14 protein-coding genes are annotated in these 20,844 nt (G+C 46.6%); 8 read left to right on the top strand and 6 right to left on the bottom strand.

The features are described from left to right. Positions 1 to 3: 3 nt before the first annotated feature. From B5X68_RS10445 to B5X68_RS10435, 3 genes are read right to left on the bottom strand one after another with little or no spacing between them, the layout of a single operon-like run. Positions 4 to 1,167, bottom strand: a complete 1,164-nt coding sequence (locus B5X68_RS10445; protein ID WP_082214624.1) for a glycosyltransferase family 4 protein — start codon at positions 1,165 to 1,167, stop codon at positions 4 to 6. A 2-nt stretch (positions 1,168 to 1,169) separates the two neighbouring features. Beyond that, complete coding sequence (locus tag B5X68_RS10440) at positions 1,170 to 2,153, bottom strand: lysylphosphatidylglycerol synthase transmembrane domain-containing protein (protein WP_141110262.1); 984 nt, start codon at positions 2,151 to 2,153, stop codon at positions 1,170 to 1,172. After that, positions 2,150 to 3,322, bottom strand: coding sequence for a glycosyltransferase family 4 protein (locus tag B5X68_RS10435; RefSeq protein WP_082214622.1), 1,173 nt, complete (start codon positions 3,320 to 3,322; stop codon positions 2,150 to 2,152). Before B5X68_RS10435 ends, B5X68_RS10440 begins: the two co-directional genes overlap by 4 nt. 382 nt (positions 3,323 to 3,704) lie before the next feature. On the opposite strand from B5X68_RS10435, the gene B5X68_RS10430 reads away from it, so the two are divergent. From B5X68_RS10430 to B5X68_RS10420, 3 genes are all read left to right on the top strand, one after another. Beyond that, complete coding sequence (locus tag B5X68_RS10430; RefSeq protein ID WP_082214621.1) at positions 3,705 to 7,064, top strand: SusC/RagA family TonB-linked outer membrane protein; 3,360 nt, start codon at positions 3,705 to 3,707, stop codon at positions 7,062 to 7,064. Between the two features lie 10 nt (positions 7,065 to 7,074). Beyond that, positions 7,075 to 8,613 (top strand): RagB/SusD family nutrient uptake outer membrane protein, encoded by a 1,539-nt coding sequence (locus tag B5X68_RS10425; protein WP_082214620.1) that lies wholly within the window; start codon positions 7,075 to 7,077, stop codon positions 8,611 to 8,613. Between the two features lie 147 nt (positions 8,614 to 8,760). Next, a complete protein-coding gene (locus tag B5X68_RS10420) occupies positions 8,761 to 9,678 on the top strand; it encodes a cation diffusion facilitator family transporter (protein WP_082214619.1) in 918 nt (305 codons plus the stop codon). Between the two features lie 23 nt (positions 9,679 to 9,701). On the opposite strand, the gene B5X68_RS10415 is transcribed toward B5X68_RS10420, so the two are convergent. Together B5X68_RS10415 and B5X68_RS10410 are read right to left on the bottom strand one after the other, a co-directional pair. Next, positions 9,702 to 11,411 carry a tetratricopeptide repeat protein gene (locus B5X68_RS10415; RefSeq protein WP_082214618.1) on the bottom strand — a complete coding sequence of 570 codons (1,710 nt, stop codon included), beginning with the start codon at positions 11,409 to 11,411 and terminating at the stop codon, positions 9,702 to 9,704. Between the two features lie 170 nt (positions 11,412 to 11,581). After that, positions 11,582 to 12,679 carry a class I SAM-dependent methyltransferase gene (locus tag B5X68_RS10410; protein ID WP_082214617.1) on the bottom strand — a complete coding sequence of 366 codons (1,098 nt, stop codon included), beginning with the start codon at positions 12,677 to 12,679 and terminating at the stop codon, positions 11,582 to 11,584. Positions 12,680 to 12,957: 278 nt separating this feature from the next. Between B5X68_RS10410 and B5X68_RS10405 the strand changes: the two genes are divergently transcribed. The 5 genes from B5X68_RS10405 to B5X68_RS10385 all read left to right on the top strand — a co-directional run bounded on the left by B5X68_RS10405 (position 12,958) and on the right by B5X68_RS10385 (position 17,142). Further along, the gene (locus tag B5X68_RS10405) at positions 12,958 to 13,671 is read left to right on the top strand and encodes an ABC transporter ATP-binding protein (protein ID WP_212567993.1); all 714 of its coding nucleotides are present in this window, start codon (positions 12,958 to 12,960) and stop codon (positions 13,669 to 13,671) included. Beyond that, a complete protein-coding gene (locus tag B5X68_RS10400; RefSeq protein WP_082214616.1) occupies positions 13,671 to 14,444 on the top strand; it encodes an ABC transporter permease in 774 nt (257 codons plus the stop codon). Before B5X68_RS10405 ends, B5X68_RS10400 begins: the two co-directional genes overlap by 1 nt. 46 nt (positions 14,445 to 14,490) lie before the next feature. Continuing rightward, on the top strand, positions 14,491 to 15,522 hold the full coding sequence (locus tag B5X68_RS10395) for a sensor histidine kinase (RefSeq protein ID WP_082214615.1): 1,032 nt from the start codon (positions 14,491 to 14,493) through the stop codon (positions 15,520 to 15,522). Then, the gene (locus B5X68_RS10390; RefSeq protein ID WP_082214614.1) at positions 15,519 to 16,202 is read left to right on the top strand and encodes a LytR/AlgR family response regulator transcription factor; all 684 of its coding nucleotides are present in this window, start codon (positions 15,519 to 15,521) and stop codon (positions 16,200 to 16,202) included. Before B5X68_RS10395 ends, B5X68_RS10390 begins: the two co-directional genes overlap by 4 nt. Before the next feature lie 169 nt (positions 16,203 to 16,371). Next, positions 16,372 to 17,142, top strand: a complete 771-nt coding sequence (locus B5X68_RS10385) for a CPBP family intramembrane glutamic endopeptidase (RefSeq protein ID WP_170916622.1) — start codon at positions 16,372 to 16,374, stop codon at positions 17,140 to 17,142. A gap of 10 nt (positions 17,143 to 17,152) precedes the next feature. Here the strand turns inward: B5X68_RS10385 and B5X68_RS10380 are convergent, their stop codons facing one another. Then, positions 17,153 to 20,701 carry a carboxypeptidase-like regulatory domain-containing protein gene (locus B5X68_RS10380; RefSeq protein WP_082214612.1) on the bottom strand — a complete coding sequence of 1,183 codons (3,549 nt, stop codon included), beginning with the start codon at positions 20,699 to 20,701 and terminating at the stop codon, positions 17,153 to 17,155. Positions 20,702 to 20,844 lie beyond the last annotated feature (143 nt).

The following is a 20,844-nucleotide window of genomic DNA, read 5'->3' as shown; positions in this document are numbered from 1 at the left end:
TGCCTACGACGACAGACGCTTGCAAGCTTCATAATATGCTTTTACCATCTTGTCCCAACTGTAATTTGCAGCGGTAAATTCCTGAAAGGCTTGCCGGTGCCTGTCAAACATTTCACGATCGTCAATTAGCTCGTTGAGTCTGGTCGCCCAGGTTTTGGCGTTTTGGCTCGGAAGCAAAAAGCCATTTTTCCCATCCTTAATAGCGTCCGGAATCCCGTCAATGTCCGCGGCGAATACCAGTGCCCCTGCCATGGCAGCTTCCAGACAAACCAGCCCGAAACCTTCCATATCACCGTCAACGTGAATATTGGGCATTACGAACGCGTCGGAAGATTGCAATATGATCCTTTTATGTTCGGAAGGAAGTCGGCCCAGATGCTTAAATGATCTGTTGAAATCGGGGTTGTCCAATAAAGATCTGATCGCCGCCGCGTCCGAACCGAAGCCCAGAAACAGCATAATGTTTTCGCGCAGCTTGTGTGGCAGTAGCGATAAAAGTCGTTCGGAAACTGTTGGGCGGTGTTCAAATGGCCCGATTAACAACACAAAAAATCGGGGATCCAATTTGGGAATCACCTCACGTATAAACCAGGAAAATCCTTTTCGCTTAACTGGCCTGCCAACTGCCACCAGCAGGTGACGGTCGACCGGAATCGCATATTTTTCAAGCAGTTCGGCCGTTCGTTTTGAATGTTGATGAGCCCGACCCGGTTCAGTATCGACGCCGTTAGGGATGACGATCACTTTGTCCGCGTTTATGCCCTGTGCAATTGCGTGGTCTGCCGTAGCACGGCTTACTGCGATGAACAGATCGAGCCGGTTAAACTTTGGAAAAATGCGTTTTCTGTAAATCTGGCTTGGAAAAACGACATCGAGTCCGTGTAGTGTGACAGTGCGTTTCAAGTGTTCGTAACCTTTGTGGCCAAGGCAAAATGTAGCCAGAAGGGCGTCATTGAAATGAATGACCGTAATATTGGGATGATCTTTGCAAGCTCGTAAAATGTTGCTCCTCAAACCCAGAAAAAACGTCAATATGCTTCCTTTCCCCTCGTACACAAGGCGGTGCACCTTGCAGTAACGTTCCATTCCGGTGATCAGCTCGAAACTTTGTTTTTCCATTCCTCCAACCGACGGGGGGAATTTATGGCTGACAAACAGGATTTCCATAATCAGGAGTAAAGCCGCTTTTTGTATATAAAAAAGGAATAAAAGATCGCCCCAATCACGATCCAAAACAATTGACGGGTCCGGCGTAAAGCCGAAACGGATAACCAGAGCGGAATGCTGCTGATCCCAACCAGTGCCAACATGATCTTATTCCCTAATTCTTCCACACCGATCTGACCCGGCACAAATGCACCCGCCGCTTTCACTGCGATGACGCCCATATCCAGCAAAAGACCGTCCAACACCGTTACATCGTATCCAAAGAGTTTTAATACAATGTAAAATTCCAGCGAACCGACCACCCAATGGAGCGTAAAAAAAATAAAGGCCAATGCGACTTCCTTAGGGTGCGAACGATAAAAATGGTTTAGCTCCGACCATACCTGGACAAGCCGCGCCTTGGCTCGCGCCAGCTTAGGGTATTTTTTGGAATGAAAATCAAAAACCAGAATTCTGTAAATGATCAAACCCAGTGACACGCAAATGATAGCAATCAGCAGGATAGATACATTAGGAAGCGACGCCCGGATTGGTAGCTTTCCATGAAAATAAAACCAAAGGACTGCCAGGATCAAAAGGCAAATTTGACTTAAAATCATTAAAATCCTGGAAATAATCACTGACGTCACAACCGTCGGCTGGCTCACAGAATACGGCCTTAACAGCACAATTTTAAGCATATCACCTCCCGCAAAACTCGCCGGATTAAACAAACCGACTGTTTCGCAGACATGCCGGATCATAAACAAATCAATTTTTGGAATGCTCGTTCTGGAATCACCCAGGCAATACCACCACCCCCATGTACCGAGTGCATAAGCCAGACTGGTACTGAGGATTACCCAGCCAAAACCAACCCCAACCTTCATTAAAGCAGCGCGCACCTGTTGCGGATCTATGACTTTTACATATTGCCAAAGCAGCACGAGCATGCTCACCACAAGCACCGCCTTAATGACTTTTATATAACGTGGACGTTTTCTCAAGCTCTCAGGTTTTCAGTAACAGATGCGGCTAATTCTTGCAGATCATTGAAGTAAATCTTAGCCAGTTGTTCCCAGTCAAAAGCTTTACTATGGCTTACCGCATTTCGGGAAAGTTGCTTCTGCAATGTCGGATCACCCAGGATCATCCGGATTTTCTCAGCATAATCACTTGCATTGTTGGGCTCGCATCTGAAACCATTGACACCATCGATAACCATATCTTTACTACCACCACCGTCCGCAATGACAGGAACCAATCCTGATGCCATCGCTTCCAGCACCACATTACCGAAAGTTTCGGATAAGGACGGGAAAATAAAAACGGAGGCAGAAGCGTATAGCACCGCTAATGCATCGTGATCCAACTGACCTACAAAAATTGCGTCCGGCATTTGTCGAATGCAATCCTTCATCGCAGATCCATCGCCTGCAATCACCCAATTGCAAGGAAATCCATCGGCTTTCAATTTGTTATAAACGGCTATCAGTGTTTCCAGATTTTTCTCCCAAACCAACCTGCTCGCAAAAAGAACTGTAGGAAGCGCATTACCAGTCAGACGTTTCAGATAGTCTGGATTTCTTTTATCCGGTGAGAATAAATTTGCATCAATACCGCGCTGCCAGATCTTCAAGTTTCCGGCAGACATTCCGGTCTGGATGAGTTCATTAGCCAGGCTTACGGAAGGAACATACACTTTGCGGCAAGCCTCGTAAAATTTATTCTGGATCGCTATAAGGCGGTTTTCCAAAGGTTTTATCACAAAAGGCAGATACTTGAAATAGTAACTAATGTAACTCAGGAAATGCGTGTGATAAATGCTGATGACCGGCAACTGCCTGTCATTGGCATAAGTCATAGCAAAGTGTCCCAAAAGTGACGGCGTGGCAATGTGTATTACGTCGGGATTGAAGCCGTCCAGCTGTATTTTGATTTCGTTTGCCGTCAATGAAGGAATGGCCAGCTTGTATTTAGGATTAAGCGGAATGCTAAATGAGCGCGTTTTAATGCACACGAACTGATTGATCCGGTCCGGCCCGCTGCCGCAGACAAAGAGAAATTCGAAGCGGTCGGCGTCAATCCTGTCCAACAGTTGATACATGGTCCTGGACGCACCATCGAAGTCGGGAATCAGGATTTCGGCAAAAAAAACAACTCTAATTTTTCTCATCAAAATTTTTAAAACCACTAAAATATGCTATCCACCAGGTTTGGAGGTTAACCCTGTGTTAAATATGCAGATTATCTTTTTAAGTATCACCTTCTCGTTTTCAGATGTTGAAAGCAAGGTCTCTCCGCTTGGCTGTTCCGCTATCTTATCGAAAAAACCAGTCTAAAATAATGTGCCACTTCAAACATTCAGTTGAATGAGGGGATTAATGCTTCCTAAGACCTACTTACATTCTTGTAAAATTCACATTACCATAACATTTATCGCCTAGTGGCTTAACATGGCGAAGCTAATTTTGCACCCGTATTTGGGCGTTTTCTGTGTTTGAAGTAGCGAAAAGCTGAAACTCCCATCATGTAAAAATCTAATTTATATTTATTTTATGAAGAAACTACTTTTACCCATTGTTCCTGTGGTAATTGCTGGTTCTTTGGTTTTCAGTGCGTTTAGCCCGGCAAGGGCAGCGAAGCCAGAGCACCTTGTATCAATCAGTCACGCGGGCAAGGATGCACCAAAAGTGCGGGTAACAGGCCGCGTGCTTGACGACAATGGCGACCCGTTGCTGGGTGTTACCATTGTCGAAAAGGGGAACAACAGTCGTGGCGCTGTGACGGATGTGAACGGAGAATTCGTTATCGACGCGGCCGCCGGATCTACCCTCGTGTTTTCTTTCGTTGGATTTCTTGCTCAGGAAGTGGTGATATCAGATGAAAAGCCATTGAATGTTCAATTGAAGCAAGATGCAATGATGCTCGACGAGGTTGTTGCGGTGGGTTATCAGACACTCAGAAAAAGCGATCTGACAGGAGCGGTTTCGAGTGTGAAAGCAAAAGAGCTGAACTTGACTACACCGACTGTGGGACAGGCCCTGGTTGGAAAAGTGGCAGGCGTGCAGATTTCACAAGTGAGTGGTGCACCCTACGTGGGCACGAAAATCCGTGTTCGGGGTGTCGGCTCCATCAATGCAAGCTCCGATCCGCTTTACGTGATTGATGGCTATCCGGCTGGCAATGACGTTTTCATCAATCCCAACGACATTGAATCGATCGATATATTGAAAGACGCTGCATCGGCGGCCATTTATGGTTCACGTGCAGCAGGCGGTGTGGTTTTGATTACAACGAAGCGCGGTAAGGAGGGCAAAGGAAAACTGGAATACGATTATCAGTTCGGAGTGCATCAGCTGGCGAAAAAGGTCGATATGCTCAATTCGTCCGAGTTTTCCCAATTGCTGATCGATGGCCGTAACAACACATATCGCGACCTGATGGTCAATGGTGGTAAGCCATGGAACGATGCGATGTTTTCGGACGACAATGCAACCCGGATCAAAAACCTGGGCGGCAGCGCCGGGTCTGTGAGTATCCCGACGGACATTTATGATTTCGCCAGCCAGCAACTTATCACGCCTAAATATAACACCGACTGGCAGGACGAGCTTTACCGCAACGCGCCGGTGAGCCGTCATAACATCAGTTTCAGCGGAGGTCAAAAAGGGCTTCGCTATGCGATTAGCGGAGGGCACCTTACCCAACAGGGCATTATCCTGAGCACCAAGCAGGAACGCACCAACTTCCGGGCGAACATTGATGCCGACGTTAACAAGAAATTGAAAGTCGGAGCCAACCTGGCATACACTTATAATACCAACAGAGAAGTGCAGGAAGGACGCTTTAACCAAGGCCCTATTCTTGGAGCGCTTGTGTATATGCCCATTTTTAAAGCGTATAACGAAGATGGTTCTCTTGCCAAAAATGAGGCAGCGGCATTGAGCTCGGGATTTGGGCTGCAATCTATTGAGAACCCGGTGGCGCTTGCAACAGAAACGCACATTAACCGGTCCGGCCAGCGCGGCACGTACAATGGTTTCGCCACGTTTGAAATCATTAAAGATCTGACCTTCAAAGTAAACCTGGGATTACAGACTTACAATGAAAAATATGAGTTCTACCGGCCAACGAGCCTGAGTGAGGGCGCAAATGCCCCCGGATCACCGCAAGCCGTAGCAGCAGCCAATGCAGTGGCCCGGAATGTGAGCTTTATGGACAAACTTGCGGAATTTACCCTGAATTATAAAAAAGCATGGGGTAAACACAATTTCGATGGATTGCTGGGTTACACGGCACAGCAGAATAAACGGGACGTAATCTCAGTGACCGCGCGCGGATTCCAAAACGACCGTATCGAGGAAATTACCGGAAAAGGTGCGGATGCCATTTATTTCGGGTTGAACACAGGGAATCCAGAAAGCGACGGCACCGGAAAAACCAACTGGACATTGCTTTCCTACCTGGCTCGCGCAGTTTACAATTTTGACAATAAATATTACCTGACGGCATCTTTCCGCACCGATGGGTCCTCGCGTTTCGGTCCCAATAACCGCTGGGGAAGCTTCCCGTCTGTTTCGGCAGGCTGGAACATTTCCAACGAACCATTCTATAATGATTTGCTGGGCAAAGCTTCCACCATGAAATTACGGGCAAGCTGGGGATTAAGCGGGAACAACAATATTGGGAACTACAACTTCCTGCAAACCATGGCCGCTCCGGGCGGTGTTGTTTTTGGAAACGGATCGGTTAATACCGCATTGTGGGCCGAAGGAATCAAGGATCAAAACCTGGGCTGGGAGTCTACTTCGCAATACAATGTGGGGCTCGACCTGGGGCTGTTTGAAGACAGACTTTCCATCATTGCAAACTATTATTTGAGCCGTTCTTATAATTTGTTGTTCAACCAGCCACTATCGGCGATTTCAGGTTCTTCGACAATCTTGACAAACCTCAGAAATTCAAAAGTGCAGAACACCGGTTTCGATATCCAGGCTGATGCACGCATCATTTCAAAGCGCGAATTTAACCTGAACGTAAGTGGCAATTTCTCCCTGAACCGCAACAAAGTGCTAGATATGGGCGGTGCGAACACCATACTTTCAACCGGTGCGGAACGCTCTTACATTACACACATTACCCAGCAGGGACAGCCGATCGGGATGTTTTATGGTTTCAAGGTAAAAGGCATGGTGCGCGAGTCGGATATGGAAAACCTGGCTGCCGACAATGCAGTTTACAATGCTTCAACACAGAAATTCCCTGACGGTTATGAGCTGAAAGGCCCGGCGCGTTCAACGGCTTCAACAAACCCGCTTCGTCCGGGTGATCTTTATTTTGAAGATATCAATGGCGATGGTGTTGTTAATGACACGGATAAGCAGGTGATCGGCACACCGCATCCTAAGTTCACTTATGGATTTGCCATCTCGGCCAGCTACAAGAATTTCGATTTCAGTTCGTCGTTCAATGGAATTTACGGAAACCAGGTGCTGGATGGGCAGGATTATTACATTTACAATATGGAAGGTTCGGGTAACCAGTATTCCAAAGTGCTGAACCGTTACCGCTCCGAAGCGCAGCCAGGCGATGGCAAAGTGTACCGCGCGGCGCGTGGAGGCACGCAAAGCAACAGCACGCGCCTTTCCACATTCTATCTGCAAGACGGATCATTTTTGAGATGTACCAATCTGACATTGGCCTATAACTTCCCTCAGATCGCCCAGATCAGCAAAAATGCGATCAGTAACCTGCGGATTTACGTGGGGGTAGACAATGCATTTACATTGACCAAATATCTTGGCTATAACCCGGAAGTGGACTACAACAATGGCTCCAACCTTACGCCGGGTGTAGATTTTGGTAAATATCCTCTTGCCCGTGCCTACAACATCGGCGCACGCATCACTTTTTAATTAAGCAGCTATGTTTGACAAAAAATATAAATTAACACATATCATTACCGGGTTCGCCCTTTGCGTGCTCAGTTCCTGCTCCACTGATTTTATTGATCTGGAAGACCCGAATGCAGTTTCCAATGCATCTTTTTACCAATCGCCCGGCGAAGTGGAAGCGGCCGTAAACGGCATTTACCAATCGCTGCGTAATGGCAATGGTATCGGAGAGACAAGCGCGCTTTACAGTGAGGAGCGTTCTGACAACACAGGTAGGAATGATAACCAGTCTAATGCAGGTGAACCGTTTCAGTTCAATGACTTTTCACTTCTGCCCAGTAACACTTATCTCAAAAGCCACTGGTTGGCATTATACCAGACGATTACGCGCTCCAATCAGGTTCTGGAAGGAATTGAGAAGGTGAATTTTACCGATAACGAACTGAAAGAGAAGTATAAGGCCGAAGCGAAGTTCATGCGTGCGCTTATTTACTTTCATCTAGTGCGCAGATGGGGCGATGTACCCTTGATTACCAGGCCATTGACATTTGCCGAAGTACAGCAAAACACGTTTCGGGAAAAACAGGATGTGGTTTACCAGCAGATTGTCACCGACCTCACCGAAGCCGTTAACAGCCCGCTACCTAATGTGCAGGCGACTGCATTAAAAGGAAAAGTGACCAAAGCGGCCGCAAATGCATTGCTCGGACAAGTGTACCTGACGATGGCGACTACGCTGGACCAATCAAACCGGACGGCAAATCTGACGCAGGCCAAAAATTACTTGACGGCCTGTTATGACCTGCGCACATTCGGGACGTTGAAAGAGATCCCGTATGCCGATGTTTTTGATGTGGCTAAAAAATCTACGGTTCCGGAGATCATTTTCCAGGTTGTTAACAAACAGGGCGACATTAATTTTTCATCGGCCATTGCGCGGAACAATCAGGCCAGGGGTGAAACGATTAATTCGCTTATCACTTCAACAGGCGCAGGCGGCAATGTTACTCCTGATCTTGTGCTGGACTACGAAGAAGCCGATGTCAGAAAGGATTTCAACATTAAGTTTGCCAACGATCCGATCGTACGTGATTACTTTATTACCAAATACCGTGATGCAAGCCCAGCAGCGACGAACCAGGGTTTTGGAGGAAATGACTGGATATTGATCCGTTACGCCGATGTAATTCTAATGTTGGCCGAAGTCAACGTGTATCTGGGTAACGAGCCTGCTGCCATTGGTTTCCTGGATCAGGTAAGGGAACGCGCGGGCCTGCCATTATATGCAGAATCTATCCGCAACACGACTTACCGCTCTAAATACCCAACATTAAAACTCGCGATCCTGCATGAGCGCCGCGCAGAGCTTGCTTTTGAAAACCACCGCTGGTTTGACCTGCTACGCTTCTTCACAACCGACGAGCTTGTAGCATATTTCAAAGCAAAAAGTCAGGATAATTTCGGCCTTGCCAAACTTTCAAACTTTGGCCCAAAAGACCGTTTCTACCCGATCCCGTTTGACGAATACAAGCTCGATCCGACAAAAATGTACCAGAATCCTGGTTATTAACCCAGTCTAATGCCTCACTGGCGGGGGTGCCTCAGATAGCAAATGAGGCACCCTCGCAAAGTAATAAACTCATCCAAAGTAGTGGCACATGATGCTCTTGGAATTATCAATGGATCACAAGGGTTTTTAATGTAAAATTCAAAGTAGATGAGCTCCCGGCAGAAAAGGATCCAGGAAAGAAAACTTATCAAAGTTTCCATTGCAATAGGCTCGGTTTTAACCGCCTGGGCAATTGGCGTGGGGATTGCCGGCGACTCCAAGTCCATTATTTTTGATGCGCTTTTCTCTATGGTGGGCCTGAGCCTGTCTGGCGTTTCGCTGCTGGTCAACAACTTCATTCGTAAACCCGATGACGATAACCTGCCATTTGGACGATCGCAATTTCAGCCGTTTGCAATCACGCTCCAGTCTTCTGTTATCATTTTCCTGTGCCTTTATTCTCTCGCCACATCGGTAATCGATATCATTAACGGTGGCAAAACGGTCGAGCTGGACGTAGCCCTGCCCTATCTGATCGCCTCCATCATTGTCTGCTTCCTGCTCTGGCTGTTTTTCAAAAACAAAGCGTCGGAGCTTGGTTCGGAATACCTGCGCATTGAATCTACGGAGTGGCAACTGGACGCCTGGTTGAGTATGGGCGTGCTTTGCGTGCTTTCGCTGGGTTATTTTCTGAAAGCCGGACCGCTCGCACACCTGATCCCCTATCTGGATCCGGCGATGGTTTTTATTATCTCATTGGTATTCCTGCGGATTCCAGCTAACACATTTTGGAAGAATGTTCGGGAATTGCTGCAATTTGCCCCTGACGACGAGGTTGAAGACAAAATTCATGATGCTTCTGAAAAGATATGCCAACAGTATCAATTTTTAGATTCCTGGGTCCGGGTTGCCAAAACGGGAAACAGCTATACCATTGAAATTGACTTTTTGCTGCCAAAAAGTCTATCTGGCACAACCGTTTCCCGGTTAGATCAAATCCGGCAGGAATTATACGATCAGATCAAAGGAGACTATGAAATGTGGCTTACGATTTCTTTCACGACCGAAAGAAAATGGATGATTTGATTGATTAACAACCTATTGTCTGACTACAAAATCCTGGACGAGGAAATTTCTATATCTGCATGCTTCCAGGCCTCTTTAAAACGGGCTCTGGTTTGCTCATACTGATCTTTATAACCAAGCTTTTCATACGCAGTCATCAATCCCCGTAATGCCCATCCGTTTTCGGGATAAAGTTTCAAATCTTCTTCATAGATACGTATTGCGTCTTTGTATTTCTGAGCTTCCAGCAGCACTGCGCCTAAATTTTGCCGAACAGAAAATGGCCAATCCGGCGGCTCGGCGTAGTTTAGTGAATCTTCGTCGATAACAGCCTCTTGTAACAATAAAATTGCTCCCGGGTAATTCTTTTCCTTTGCCCTTATTTCTCCTTCAAGCGTTTTTCCGGCAATCACACATTGTTTCCAGCTCGATTGAGATTTCAAAGCAGTGTCCCCCAACAACATCTTCATTTCGCTTAAATGCTTTCTTGCAACTTTCATATCGTGCTGGGAGAGATTTGCCATTCCCTGCGCATAATGCCAGATCACAGTTGGATATTTCAGATCTCTGTCTGTGGATGAACGCAAAATCTGATCCCATATGCCCAGTTTCACCGCAACATACCACTTCATGGAATAAAAGTTTTGAAACGGGGTCCAGGCTTTTTCAAGAAGCAACTTTTTGTTTGTATGCAATGCAATTTCCTGGGCTACTTTTAATGCAGTTTTACTTTCGCCACCCAGCGTTGCACAGGCAGCAACAAAATGGTAATTGTGCGGATAATAAGCGGATGGGTACATTCCCTGGGCATAACAGGTTTCGGTATACAAACTATCGGCTTGAATAGCTTTCAAGTTGGTTACAACGCCGTCGTGGTAGCGCCCTGTGCGTATGTAAGTGTGGGCGGGCATATGCACAAGATGTCCGGATCCGGGCACCAGATCACGCAGCAAGTTAGCACTCGCCATGGACTTTTCGGGATGCTGCGATGCCTCCATTGCATGAATGTACAAATGATTGGCTCCAACATGCGCAGGATCTTTTTGTAAACTTTTTTCAAGCACTTCAAGAATTTCCGGAGTCCAGGCTTGCGCTGAACCATCCTTTTTCCAAAGGTTCCACGGATGCAAATCCATTAGCGATTCGGCGAAGAGCGCGCCTATTGTGGCATCGTCTGCATACGTGGCATAAATACGCCGCATGGCAGCCGCATAGGATGAGTCGAGAACGGCCCGGGCAATGGTTGTATCGCTTGAATAACGGTGGGCAAGCGCGTCAATCAGGTCTTTTTCTTTCTGTGTGCAAGATGCGGAATACGATTTCGCCTTACGAACCGCATCAGTGGCACGTTGGAAATTACCAGGCTCCATGCCTGCATTATAATTCGGGCCCAGCACAAAAGCGTATCCCCACCAGCACATGGCCGCCGTCGAATCCTGCCTGGCTGCTTCAAAGAAAGAGCGCGCTGCTTCCGCATGATTGAATCCGTAAGCCAGCGTTAATCCCTGATTAAAATATTTTTGTGCCTCAGGACTTTTTGTTGTAATCAGATAGCTGACCCCATCCAATCCTTTTATCAGGGGAGCTTTTTTACCTGAAACATACCATGCCTTATCCGTCAAGTCCGGAATGCCACAGACCGGATAACTCTGGGAGACTTCCCGATAAACCTGCTCTTTTTTATTTTTAGATTGTCGATTACATGACGAAGAAAGGATGCACATTATAAGCATCCATAAAAAGTAGGTTCTCATGTCCGGTGGTTTCTAAATGATAATTAAACCAAAAGTCTGATCTATCGATTCGTTGATTGATCATAATATAGTCCCTGCACGTCTCTCTGGCCATAACTCCATATGATTTTTGACTGCTGAGCGCTCGCCGAAGCAAGTTTTCTTCGATCATGAACCGAAGAAACCTTAATCTACTTTTTGCCTTGAAATACACGGTTAAATGGTGTTTCGGTTACCCTTGTGAAGCTGCTGAATCCGGCTTTGCTCGCAACTTCTGCCAAAGCATCATCTGTGGCAACTGTTCCTAAGGCGTAAGGGCCCGAGGCGATGGCGTTCGGCGTACAGCATAATACAGACGCTCCTGAGTACACGCGGCCGACGGGGTTGAAGTTTTCTTCCGTCGTTCTTCCGGCCATTGGTTCAATGACCATGACCATTCCGTCCTGGGCAAGCGCTTTGTACGCTTGCTGAAGTGAGCCAACGGGATCACCCATGTCGTGAAGACAATCAAAATAAGTGATCAAGTCATAATTCTCACCCGGAAATTCCTGGGCACTTGCCACGTGAAATTCTGTCCTTTGTTCCAGTCCCTGCTCTTTGGCAATCTCATTGGCGCGCTCAATGGAGGGCTGATGATTATCAAAACCAAAGAAACGCGAATTGGGAAACGCTTCCGCCATAATCATGGTAGAAATGCCGTGACCGGTGCCAATATCGGCTACCCTGGCTCCCGCCTTAAGCTTTTTTTCTGCACCTTCCACTGCCGGCAACCAGTTCTGTAGAAGGTTTCCGATATAACTGGGTTTAAAAAAGCGTTCTGTGCCTTGAAACAAATTATGGTGATGTTCACCCCACAACATGCCTTTTCCGGTACGAAAGCCATCAATGATCCGCTCATCGGCCTTGTTCATTGCGTTGACAATCTGAAAACCGCCGACTACATAAAAAGGACTGTCTTCCACGGTCAGCGCAACCGCATGTTCATCTGGCAAAGTATATTGTTTAGTCTGCGGATTATAGTCCACGTATCCGCCAGCTGCCTGGTTGATAAGCCACTCCCGCACATATCGCGGGTCGGTTTGCGTTTTTTGAGCCAATTCTTCATGGGTAAGCGGGCCAGCAAAAGCCATGGCCTTGTACAAACCCAATTTGTCACCAATGTAACACAATGGGGCACTGAATGCTGCCCCGAAGTCAGTTACTACCCTGCCTAAAAAGGCTTCCATTTTCTGAGGATCAATAGTAGGCGATACGGCACCGGAAAAAGTTTCATCGGATAAATTTTTCATTGGGACGAATAGCTAAATGGTGGAAAAATGACCTGCGTAGTCAATAAGATCAGTTGTAACTTCAAATTAACTTATCTTATTATTATTATAAATTTAATTACATTTATCCAATTTTTTTAAAAATGTTTATGATAAAAATTCAGACTGTGCTCCTACCCAAAAAAGATAGACTTTAAACAGGATCATCTTGCAGGTGCTTTTGTTCATTTGGCAGAATATCCGGAGATTCAGAAATGCCGGCATTTACATTTGCATCGTTCAATTAAATCATTTGCAAAGTGTATATACTGGAAACCAACGGCTTATCCCATCAATTTGACGGAGATGGTCTTGTTGTCAACGAACTTGCCATGCGAGTCCCCAAAGGAAGCATTTACGGATTTTTGGGCCCGAACGGCGCAGGGAAAACAACCACGCTCAGGCTGATTCTCGGATTAATCAAAAAGCAGACTGGCCAGATCCATATTGATGGAAGACCGATGGAACAGAACCGCGTCGCGATCCTTAAAGAAGTCGGAAGCCTGATCGACAGCCCATCTTTTTACGGGCACCTAAATGCGGCCGAAAACCTTAGGGTATTTCAAAAACTTTATCAATCTCCTAAGGAACGAATTCACGAGGTCCTTGAACTGGTCGGGTTGTCCCGGACGGGTAATAAAAAAGCCGGTCGATTTTCATTAGGAATGAAGCAGCGGCTTGGAATTGCTATCGCATTGCTACATGATCCACGATTTCTGATACTGGACGAGCCAACAAATGGGCTGGATCCCGGCGGCATGTTCGAAATACGTGAGTTGTTGGGCAGGATGAATCAACAACATGGGATTTCGATCCTTATTTCCAGCCATTTACTGTCGGAAATGGAAAAACTTGTAAGCCACGTTGGAATTATAAACAAGGGCCAGCTGATTTTTGAAGGCACGCTCGACGCCCTGGTGGCTAAAAGCGAGCATAACCTTGAAAGTATTTTCATAGACCTGACCCGTAGATAATGATGGTAATTCTAAACAGTTTTCAAAGCGAGTGGATCAAGAGAAAGCATAGCTCAGCTTCCTGGCTCACCATATTCGGCGCACTTTTTATTCCTGCTATTGTGCTGATCAGACGAATGCTTGAGACGGAGAAGCTGATCGGGAGCAATTCATCTGGAAAGATCTGGAACATGCTTTATAGCCAGTGCTGGAATTATATGTCCATTTTTGTGTTGCCGATAGGCATTATTTTAACGGCTAGTTTAATCGCTCAGATCGAATACCGCAACAATTGCTGGAAGCAGGTGCACACCACGCCGCAAAGTTTTACAGTCCTCTTTTTTGCCAAATTCGGCATTGCAATCGCCCTATTGATCGAGTTTTTTCTGCTCTTCAATATAGGGATCATTCTCACTGGTATTTTACCGGCCCTGCTTTTTGCTGATGTGCCATTCCCTAAACAGGACTTTCCTTACCAGGCGTTTTTAATCGGAAATGCTAAATTCTTTCTTTACTGTCTTCCGATCCTGTCTTTACAATATCTGTTGAGTATCCACATCCGGAATTTCATGGTCCCAATCGGCATTGGCCTCGCAATGGTCATTGCGTCGCTGATTGCAGTATCCTGGAAGTATGGCTTTTTGTTGCCCTATACTTATTGTTCTATGCAATTTTTGATCCATGATAACCGTATCGATCCCAATGTGAATATCTATGGTTGGTCGCTTGGATATTTTGTGTTGTTCACCATTTTAAATTATATCCTTTATATTAAGCAAAAGAGCCGGGGCTGACACTTTCAAAAAGAGCATCGGATTGCTACTGGCTCACTTACATTACATGAAAAAATCGATCAGCGCATTGCTCCAGCTAGGATATTGGGTATTGTATGGAATGCTTCTCGCTGTGCTATTCTTTCTGTTGACAGCATTCCAAAGGCCGCCAATGAGCTTTACAAACTGGTGTCAGATCATGGCTGGTTTTGCGGTTATACCAGGTTTAACCGGCTTTTACTCATTCCATTCCTTTCTGTTTCCTTATTATCTGCGAACAAAAAAATCACTCCATTTACTATTGCTATCGGTGGTTGTTGCCGGGATCGCAACGCTCGCGGGTATGCTTTTGCTGACTTTACAGTTTAATACAACGTATCTGGAAAATGATGGAATAAGCGGCGTCATCGCCATAGCCATTCCGGTTGCTTTTATTGCTTTGGTTAATGGAGCGGCCGGGTTTGTGATCCGGGGTTTCGAAGCGTGGTTTCACGACATTAAACTAAAAGCAGAGCTAAATCACAAAAATTACCAGATGGAGCTTGCCCTGATCAAATCGCAGATAGATCCCCATTTTCTTTTCAATACTATTAATAACATTGATATATTAATTGAAAAAGACAGTATAAAAGCATCCGCATATTTAAACAAGCTTTCCGATATCATGCGGTTTATGCTCTATGAGACGAAAACGAACTCGATACTGCTGACGAAAGAACTTGCATATATTGAGAAATACATTGCATTACAAAAAGTCCGGACGTCCAATGTCAATGCCATAAATTGTATAATACAAGGCGATCCGGGTTCCAAAATGATAGCACCCATGTTGTTTATCCCTTTTATTGAAAATGCATTTAAGCATACCAACTTGACAATTGATGGCGCTGTAAAGATTATATTCGTTATTGGTAAAAAAATGGTCATGTTCGAATGCGAAAACCTAATTGAGCAAACCCCGCAACCGGAAGAACAGTCAGGAGGCCTTGGAAAAGAATTGATGGAAAGACGGCTCGCGCTGCTATATCCTGCAAAACATCATTTGCTAACTACTTTCGGCGATCATCATTATCGGGTCAAACTAACAGTGGAGGCATGAAAATCAGTTGCATAATTGTGGAAGATGAGCCTCTGGCAATGGAACGGGCAAGAGATTACGTGCTTCGTGTGCCGTTACTTGATCTCTTGGCAACTTTCACAAATGCAGTAGATGCTTTTTCTTTTTTGAAGTCCAACCGGGTCGATCTGGTCTTTCTGGACATTAACCTTGGAGCTGTTTCGGGAATAAATTTGCTGGAATCAATGCGTATAGATAGTCACGTGATCATCACCACGGCATATCACGAATTTGCGTTAAAAGGCTTTGAATTGAGTGTTACCGATTACCTGCTCAAACCATTTACATTTGAGCGGTTTATTGCGGCGGTTGGCAAAGTGGAGACCAGCCTGGTCAAAACAAGGCTCCCGGAAAAGAAATGGATATTTGTGAAAACCGATCACCGTCTGGAAAAAGTATTACTGGATGACATTATGTATATCGAGGGAATGCGGGATTATCGCCGGATTCATACTACTAACAAGAAGATTATGACCTTACAGACTTTTACCGATTTTGAAAAAGAGATTGCAAGCCACATTGTTTGCAGAGTGCACAAATCCTTTATGGTATCGCTTGATAAAATTGAAACGATTGAGAAAGAAAAGGTAAAGATCAATAACATTTTCATACCAATTTCCGCCACATACCGAAACCTGTTCTTCCGGCTGCTGGGGAAATAGCATTCCGCTGCTCGCAGACTCCCGCAAATGCTTGATCTGAAAGTACCCAACTAACAAAGCTGACCACATGAATGTAATGTTGCCTAAATTTTCCCGAACGCAGAATAACAGGATAATTTTCTTTTTGCTCGTTACTTTCATTTGGAGTTGGGTTAGCTTGGGAATTGCCTTGTATTGTCTTAAGAGTGGATTTGTTTCGAATGGGGTAACTTACTTTATTCGCTTCTTTTTCATCGGGGCTTACGGACCGACTATTTCTGCGATCATTACAACATTTCTCTTTGAAAAAAGTGGTGCCCTGCGCGCTTTATTAAAAAGGCTTCTTTTATGGCGGGCATCTTTTAAAACTTATCTGGCCATCGTTGCCATCCCTGTTTTATTTATGCTTTTTGGTATCTGGATCTACGATTTATTTATCGGACCTATCGGAGATTTTAGTACAGGCAAAGTTGCACTTATCCCGGCTATGCTTGGCTACGGCCTGTTTGCCGGACCTATGGGTGAAGAACTTGGATGGAGAGGCTATCTGCTTCCCAAACTGCTGGAAAAGTACTCTGCTACAAAATCGAGTGTAATAATTGGTATAATCTGGGCAACCTGGCATACCCCTCTTTTTTTCGGGCCAACCGGTGCATTAGTCTCAAATGGCGACATTACATTTTTGAATGTGTCCATATACATGCTTGCAACTATTTGCTTATCCTATCTATTCACCTCCATGTCATTTCAAACGAATGGTAGCGTTCTGATCGCGATCTTAACCCACTTTTCTGTAAATTCCGCTTTGCCAATCCTTTTTTTCCCCAACTTAACTTCCCATGAAAATTTCCTGACGGTATTCAATTTAGCTATAATCCCGCTTGTACCTCTTACAATATACGTTGCATTTAAGAATACGAGGCGATTCAAGGAATATGCAGAAAGCAAACCTGTGTTTTGAGCCTACTACCTTATTGAACCTGGATCAATTGAACGCCCAACACGGGACGCCCGTCTGCCGTAACGCCTTGTATAACCACACGCAACGTTCTGACAACGTCCGATAAGGGGAAACGAAGCTGACTTTGTCCCTTCATGTCGGTTTGCATCAGCGGTTTCCAGTACAGCACATCCCGGTCATCGACACGGCCGGAAATGGTGTCGGCTGTCACCTCTGCATCGTAGCGCGGCACATAAAATTCGCGTTGCACGGACGGATACCCGATGAATTGAATCGGCGTCATACCCTCGTTCGGTTTCGCGCCTGCATCCATGGAACGTGCACTTTTAGAGTAAAATGCAATTACGCCGTTGCTTCCCCGAACCCCGTATATACCCACTGCACCAGCATTTTTCAGCACTTCGACACGTTCAATGTCTTTGGGATTGAAGTTCATTAAAGCGTTTCCCTCACGGTCTTCAATCATTATGCCATCCATCAAAAACAACGGCTGTGTACCGCCCCGAATGGATACCAGATATCCAGGGGGCATTGCCGGGCCGTCTGGCTTTGCGACAGTTCGTAGTACGATCACGCCGGCAAAGCGTCCCTGAATCATTTCATACAGATTTGGGTAATTTGGCGATTTGTCATTGAAAATGACCGTGGCATCGGCCTCGTTGTGCAAACTACGCATTTGTATATCATCGGGTCTTTCATTATATTTTTTCGCCCGAACCGTCGCTTCTTCCAGCACTTTCACTGTTTTATCCCGGTAAAGATCGGCGTCTGCTTCCTGCCTTACCCGCGCAGCTTCCAGCTGATCCCGCATTGTTGACCAGCTTGGCGCACCAGCCAGGTTTCGGGATTCCCATAGTTTGCCAGGTCCTTCCTGAACCAGAAAGGCCTCTTTGACAGAGAATTTTTGGTGTCGGCGGTTAGCCAGCTGCATCATTAACTGCACCGTGTCGGCAATAGCCAAGCCGGCCAGCCGGAAGCGCCCCTCTTCGTCAGCGTCCGCCGATTTCACAAACGATTGCCCAGGTGCTGTCGACGCCACGATAATCTGCGCACCGGGTATTGGTTGGTTTTTCGCATTCAGGATTCTGCCGGTGAGCGATACTCCGCCGGGCATTTCAGTGTCGGGCGTGCCAGTGAGCCGTCGCCATCCCTGCGTCAGCAAAAGGTCGTCCAGGGCCAGGCGGGTTTCGGCAGAGTGATTCACCAGGTAATGATCGGGGTTCTCGATATGTCCCCGAAGCTCGCCCGTAAGTAATAAGTGTGCTCGCATAGAAGCGTTGGCGGTATCCTCAGGCACTTTACCCACGTCGGTAACCGAGGCTGATAGAGCTGCTGACGCAGGTGAGCCGTTGTCGTTCAGATGGACGCTCAGGGTAACTTGTTCGCGGGGTTGATAACGCGTCTTGTTGAATTTTAACACCACACCTACCGGAGGAACAAACTCAGGCACAAAAACCAATCGCTCCGCGTGGGGTTTGGCGAAGGCATCGTAAAGGGTTATTTGAGCCAGGCCCGGCAGCCAGGTCATCATGGGCAGACTTATCTTCGCCACCCCGTTTTGCAAGAGAATTTTCCGCTGGTCGATCACCCGGCCACGTTGCTGGATGAGAATATAAACGGAGTCCGTCGCGGCCCTGTCAGCGCTCGTGATTGTCAATCCCAACCTGGTTGTATCGCTGATGGCGTCGGTGGAAAGCAACAACCCTTCCGTTTCAGGTTTCAGCAAAGGCACGTGTTGCAGCTTATTGTTATACAAAACGTCTGCGTAGTAAGTCCGCTGCGATTCGGGCTGAAGCGACACACTTGTCATCCCCCTTTGGTTGGTTTTAAAACGGGCAACTTCAATACCCAGGTCGTCGACGATGCGTCCGGAGATAGACAATCCAAGCCCATCGGGCTGTACAATCTTGACGCCCAGGCGCGCTGGCAATCCCCAAATCCAACGACCACCTTCGGGTAAGATCTGAATGTCCAGTTGTTGAGCAGCAGAATCATTGTGTATTGATAAGTCTTTCCGAAACAAATTATAAATAGTCACTGACCGCTCAAAAGCCGGGCGTCTCTGAGCATTATCTTCATCTGTATAAGCGCGCAGGCGATATGTTCCCGTCATGAGGGTGTCAGACAAATGGAAATTGCCCTGGCCTCGCCCGTCAGCGATACGTATCCACTGGTGCTGCACGGGCTTTCCCTCAGACGTAAGCAGGTCAACATGTATGGCCGTTTCACCATTCGCCCGTTGGTTACTGGCAGCGTCGAGTAAGTACGTGCTCATCCAGAGCCGGTCCCCGGTTGCGTAAAAGGGCTTGTCAATATGCACAAACAAGGTGGGCGCCAGCACCTTGAATCGCTCGTTGAAGGCCGTCGTGATACGTCCCAGGCAGGTGTCTGGCGGCGCAAGTTTTCCCTGTGACGCCAACGGTCCGCTTGCAAGTGACTCCTTACCATTCTCTTCGGGTTTCCAGTTGGCTGGCAGCATAGTGGATAACCGGTCATCACCCATCGAGCCTTCCGCTTCCATACCTTCCGGCATTGTAATAACACCGTCAACTGTCATTTGCATCTGACCAGCAGGCAATTTCATTTCCGTATATGCAAAACGGGCATCCGGATAAGGCGAAAAACCCGAAGAGGCATTCGTGTAGAAAATGATCAGTTTTGCGGGCGAAACCAACCGGCGTTCGGTGGATAATCGACCAGGCAGAATTAGTTTAGAAGCCTCAATTGGAACCAGACGCTTATATTCACTAACCGCAGCGGCAAGCGTGATGATCCGTCGTTCGACCGGCATCGGCCTGGTGACATCTTCCTGATAAACCCAAAAACCTGCCTGCTCGAACGAATTGTCTATCAGGCTGGCCATTAAATGACGGGTAGATCCTTTATAGGCAGTCAGCCGGTTACGCCGAAACTGGCTTGCCTGCCGGTCGTTCTCGGGTTTAAGTTCTTCAAAACGCGCATTGCCAGCAGAATAGACCTTCCCGGACGGAGTTGCATCGAAATGTTGCAAATCATAAATCAGCCTGTACCCCAGCGCCTGATTATCAATAATCAAAGGCGCATCAGCCGTTGCATATAAATGATTCTTCTCCTCTTTAAAATTAAGGACCTCACTGTTTACAAGCAGACATTGCCCACCAAACGGCTCACCGAAAAGGTGCTTTTTAAACTGGCGTAAATGTCGTTCCGAGCGCTTCGAATTGCCTCGAACCGTAACAGCATTCAGCATTTGCTCACTTGCTTTCAACTGAAAACTGGCTTTTTGCGGAGATGTATTTTCGAAACGGATTTTTTGCGATGCAGACTGGTAACCCACAAATGAAGCCGCTATTTCGACCGTTCCCAACGGCACACCTGCCAGCGTATAATGTCCTTTTTCATCCGTGACTGCGCCCTGTGTTGATCCATTTATGTAGACGTGGGCGTACGGCATCGGTTGTCCCGTTGCAGCATCGGTTACATAGCCGGTCAAAAGGGCTGTCGTTTGTCCGTAAACCAGCCAGGGCAACCCCAAAAACAGAACGAAAGTTATCCAGCCGATAAAGAAAGAGCAACGCATAGCTATTGGGTTATTCTTCCAAAAGAACGCCGCTCCCTAATTATAACTATGACTGTGACATGCAATGGTGCGTTAAATTGCCGTCCGGCCAGCCTTCTTAGTAAAAAAATCCCGGAGAACTGTAATGTTTTTTGAAAACAGCC

This window comes from Dyadobacter psychrophilus (assembly GCF_900167945.1).
Classification (GTDB): domain Bacteria; phylum Bacteroidota; class Bacteroidia; order Cytophagales; family Spirosomataceae; genus Dyadobacter; species Dyadobacter psychrophilus.
This window is presented reverse-complemented; position numbering and strand designations above follow the sequence as displayed.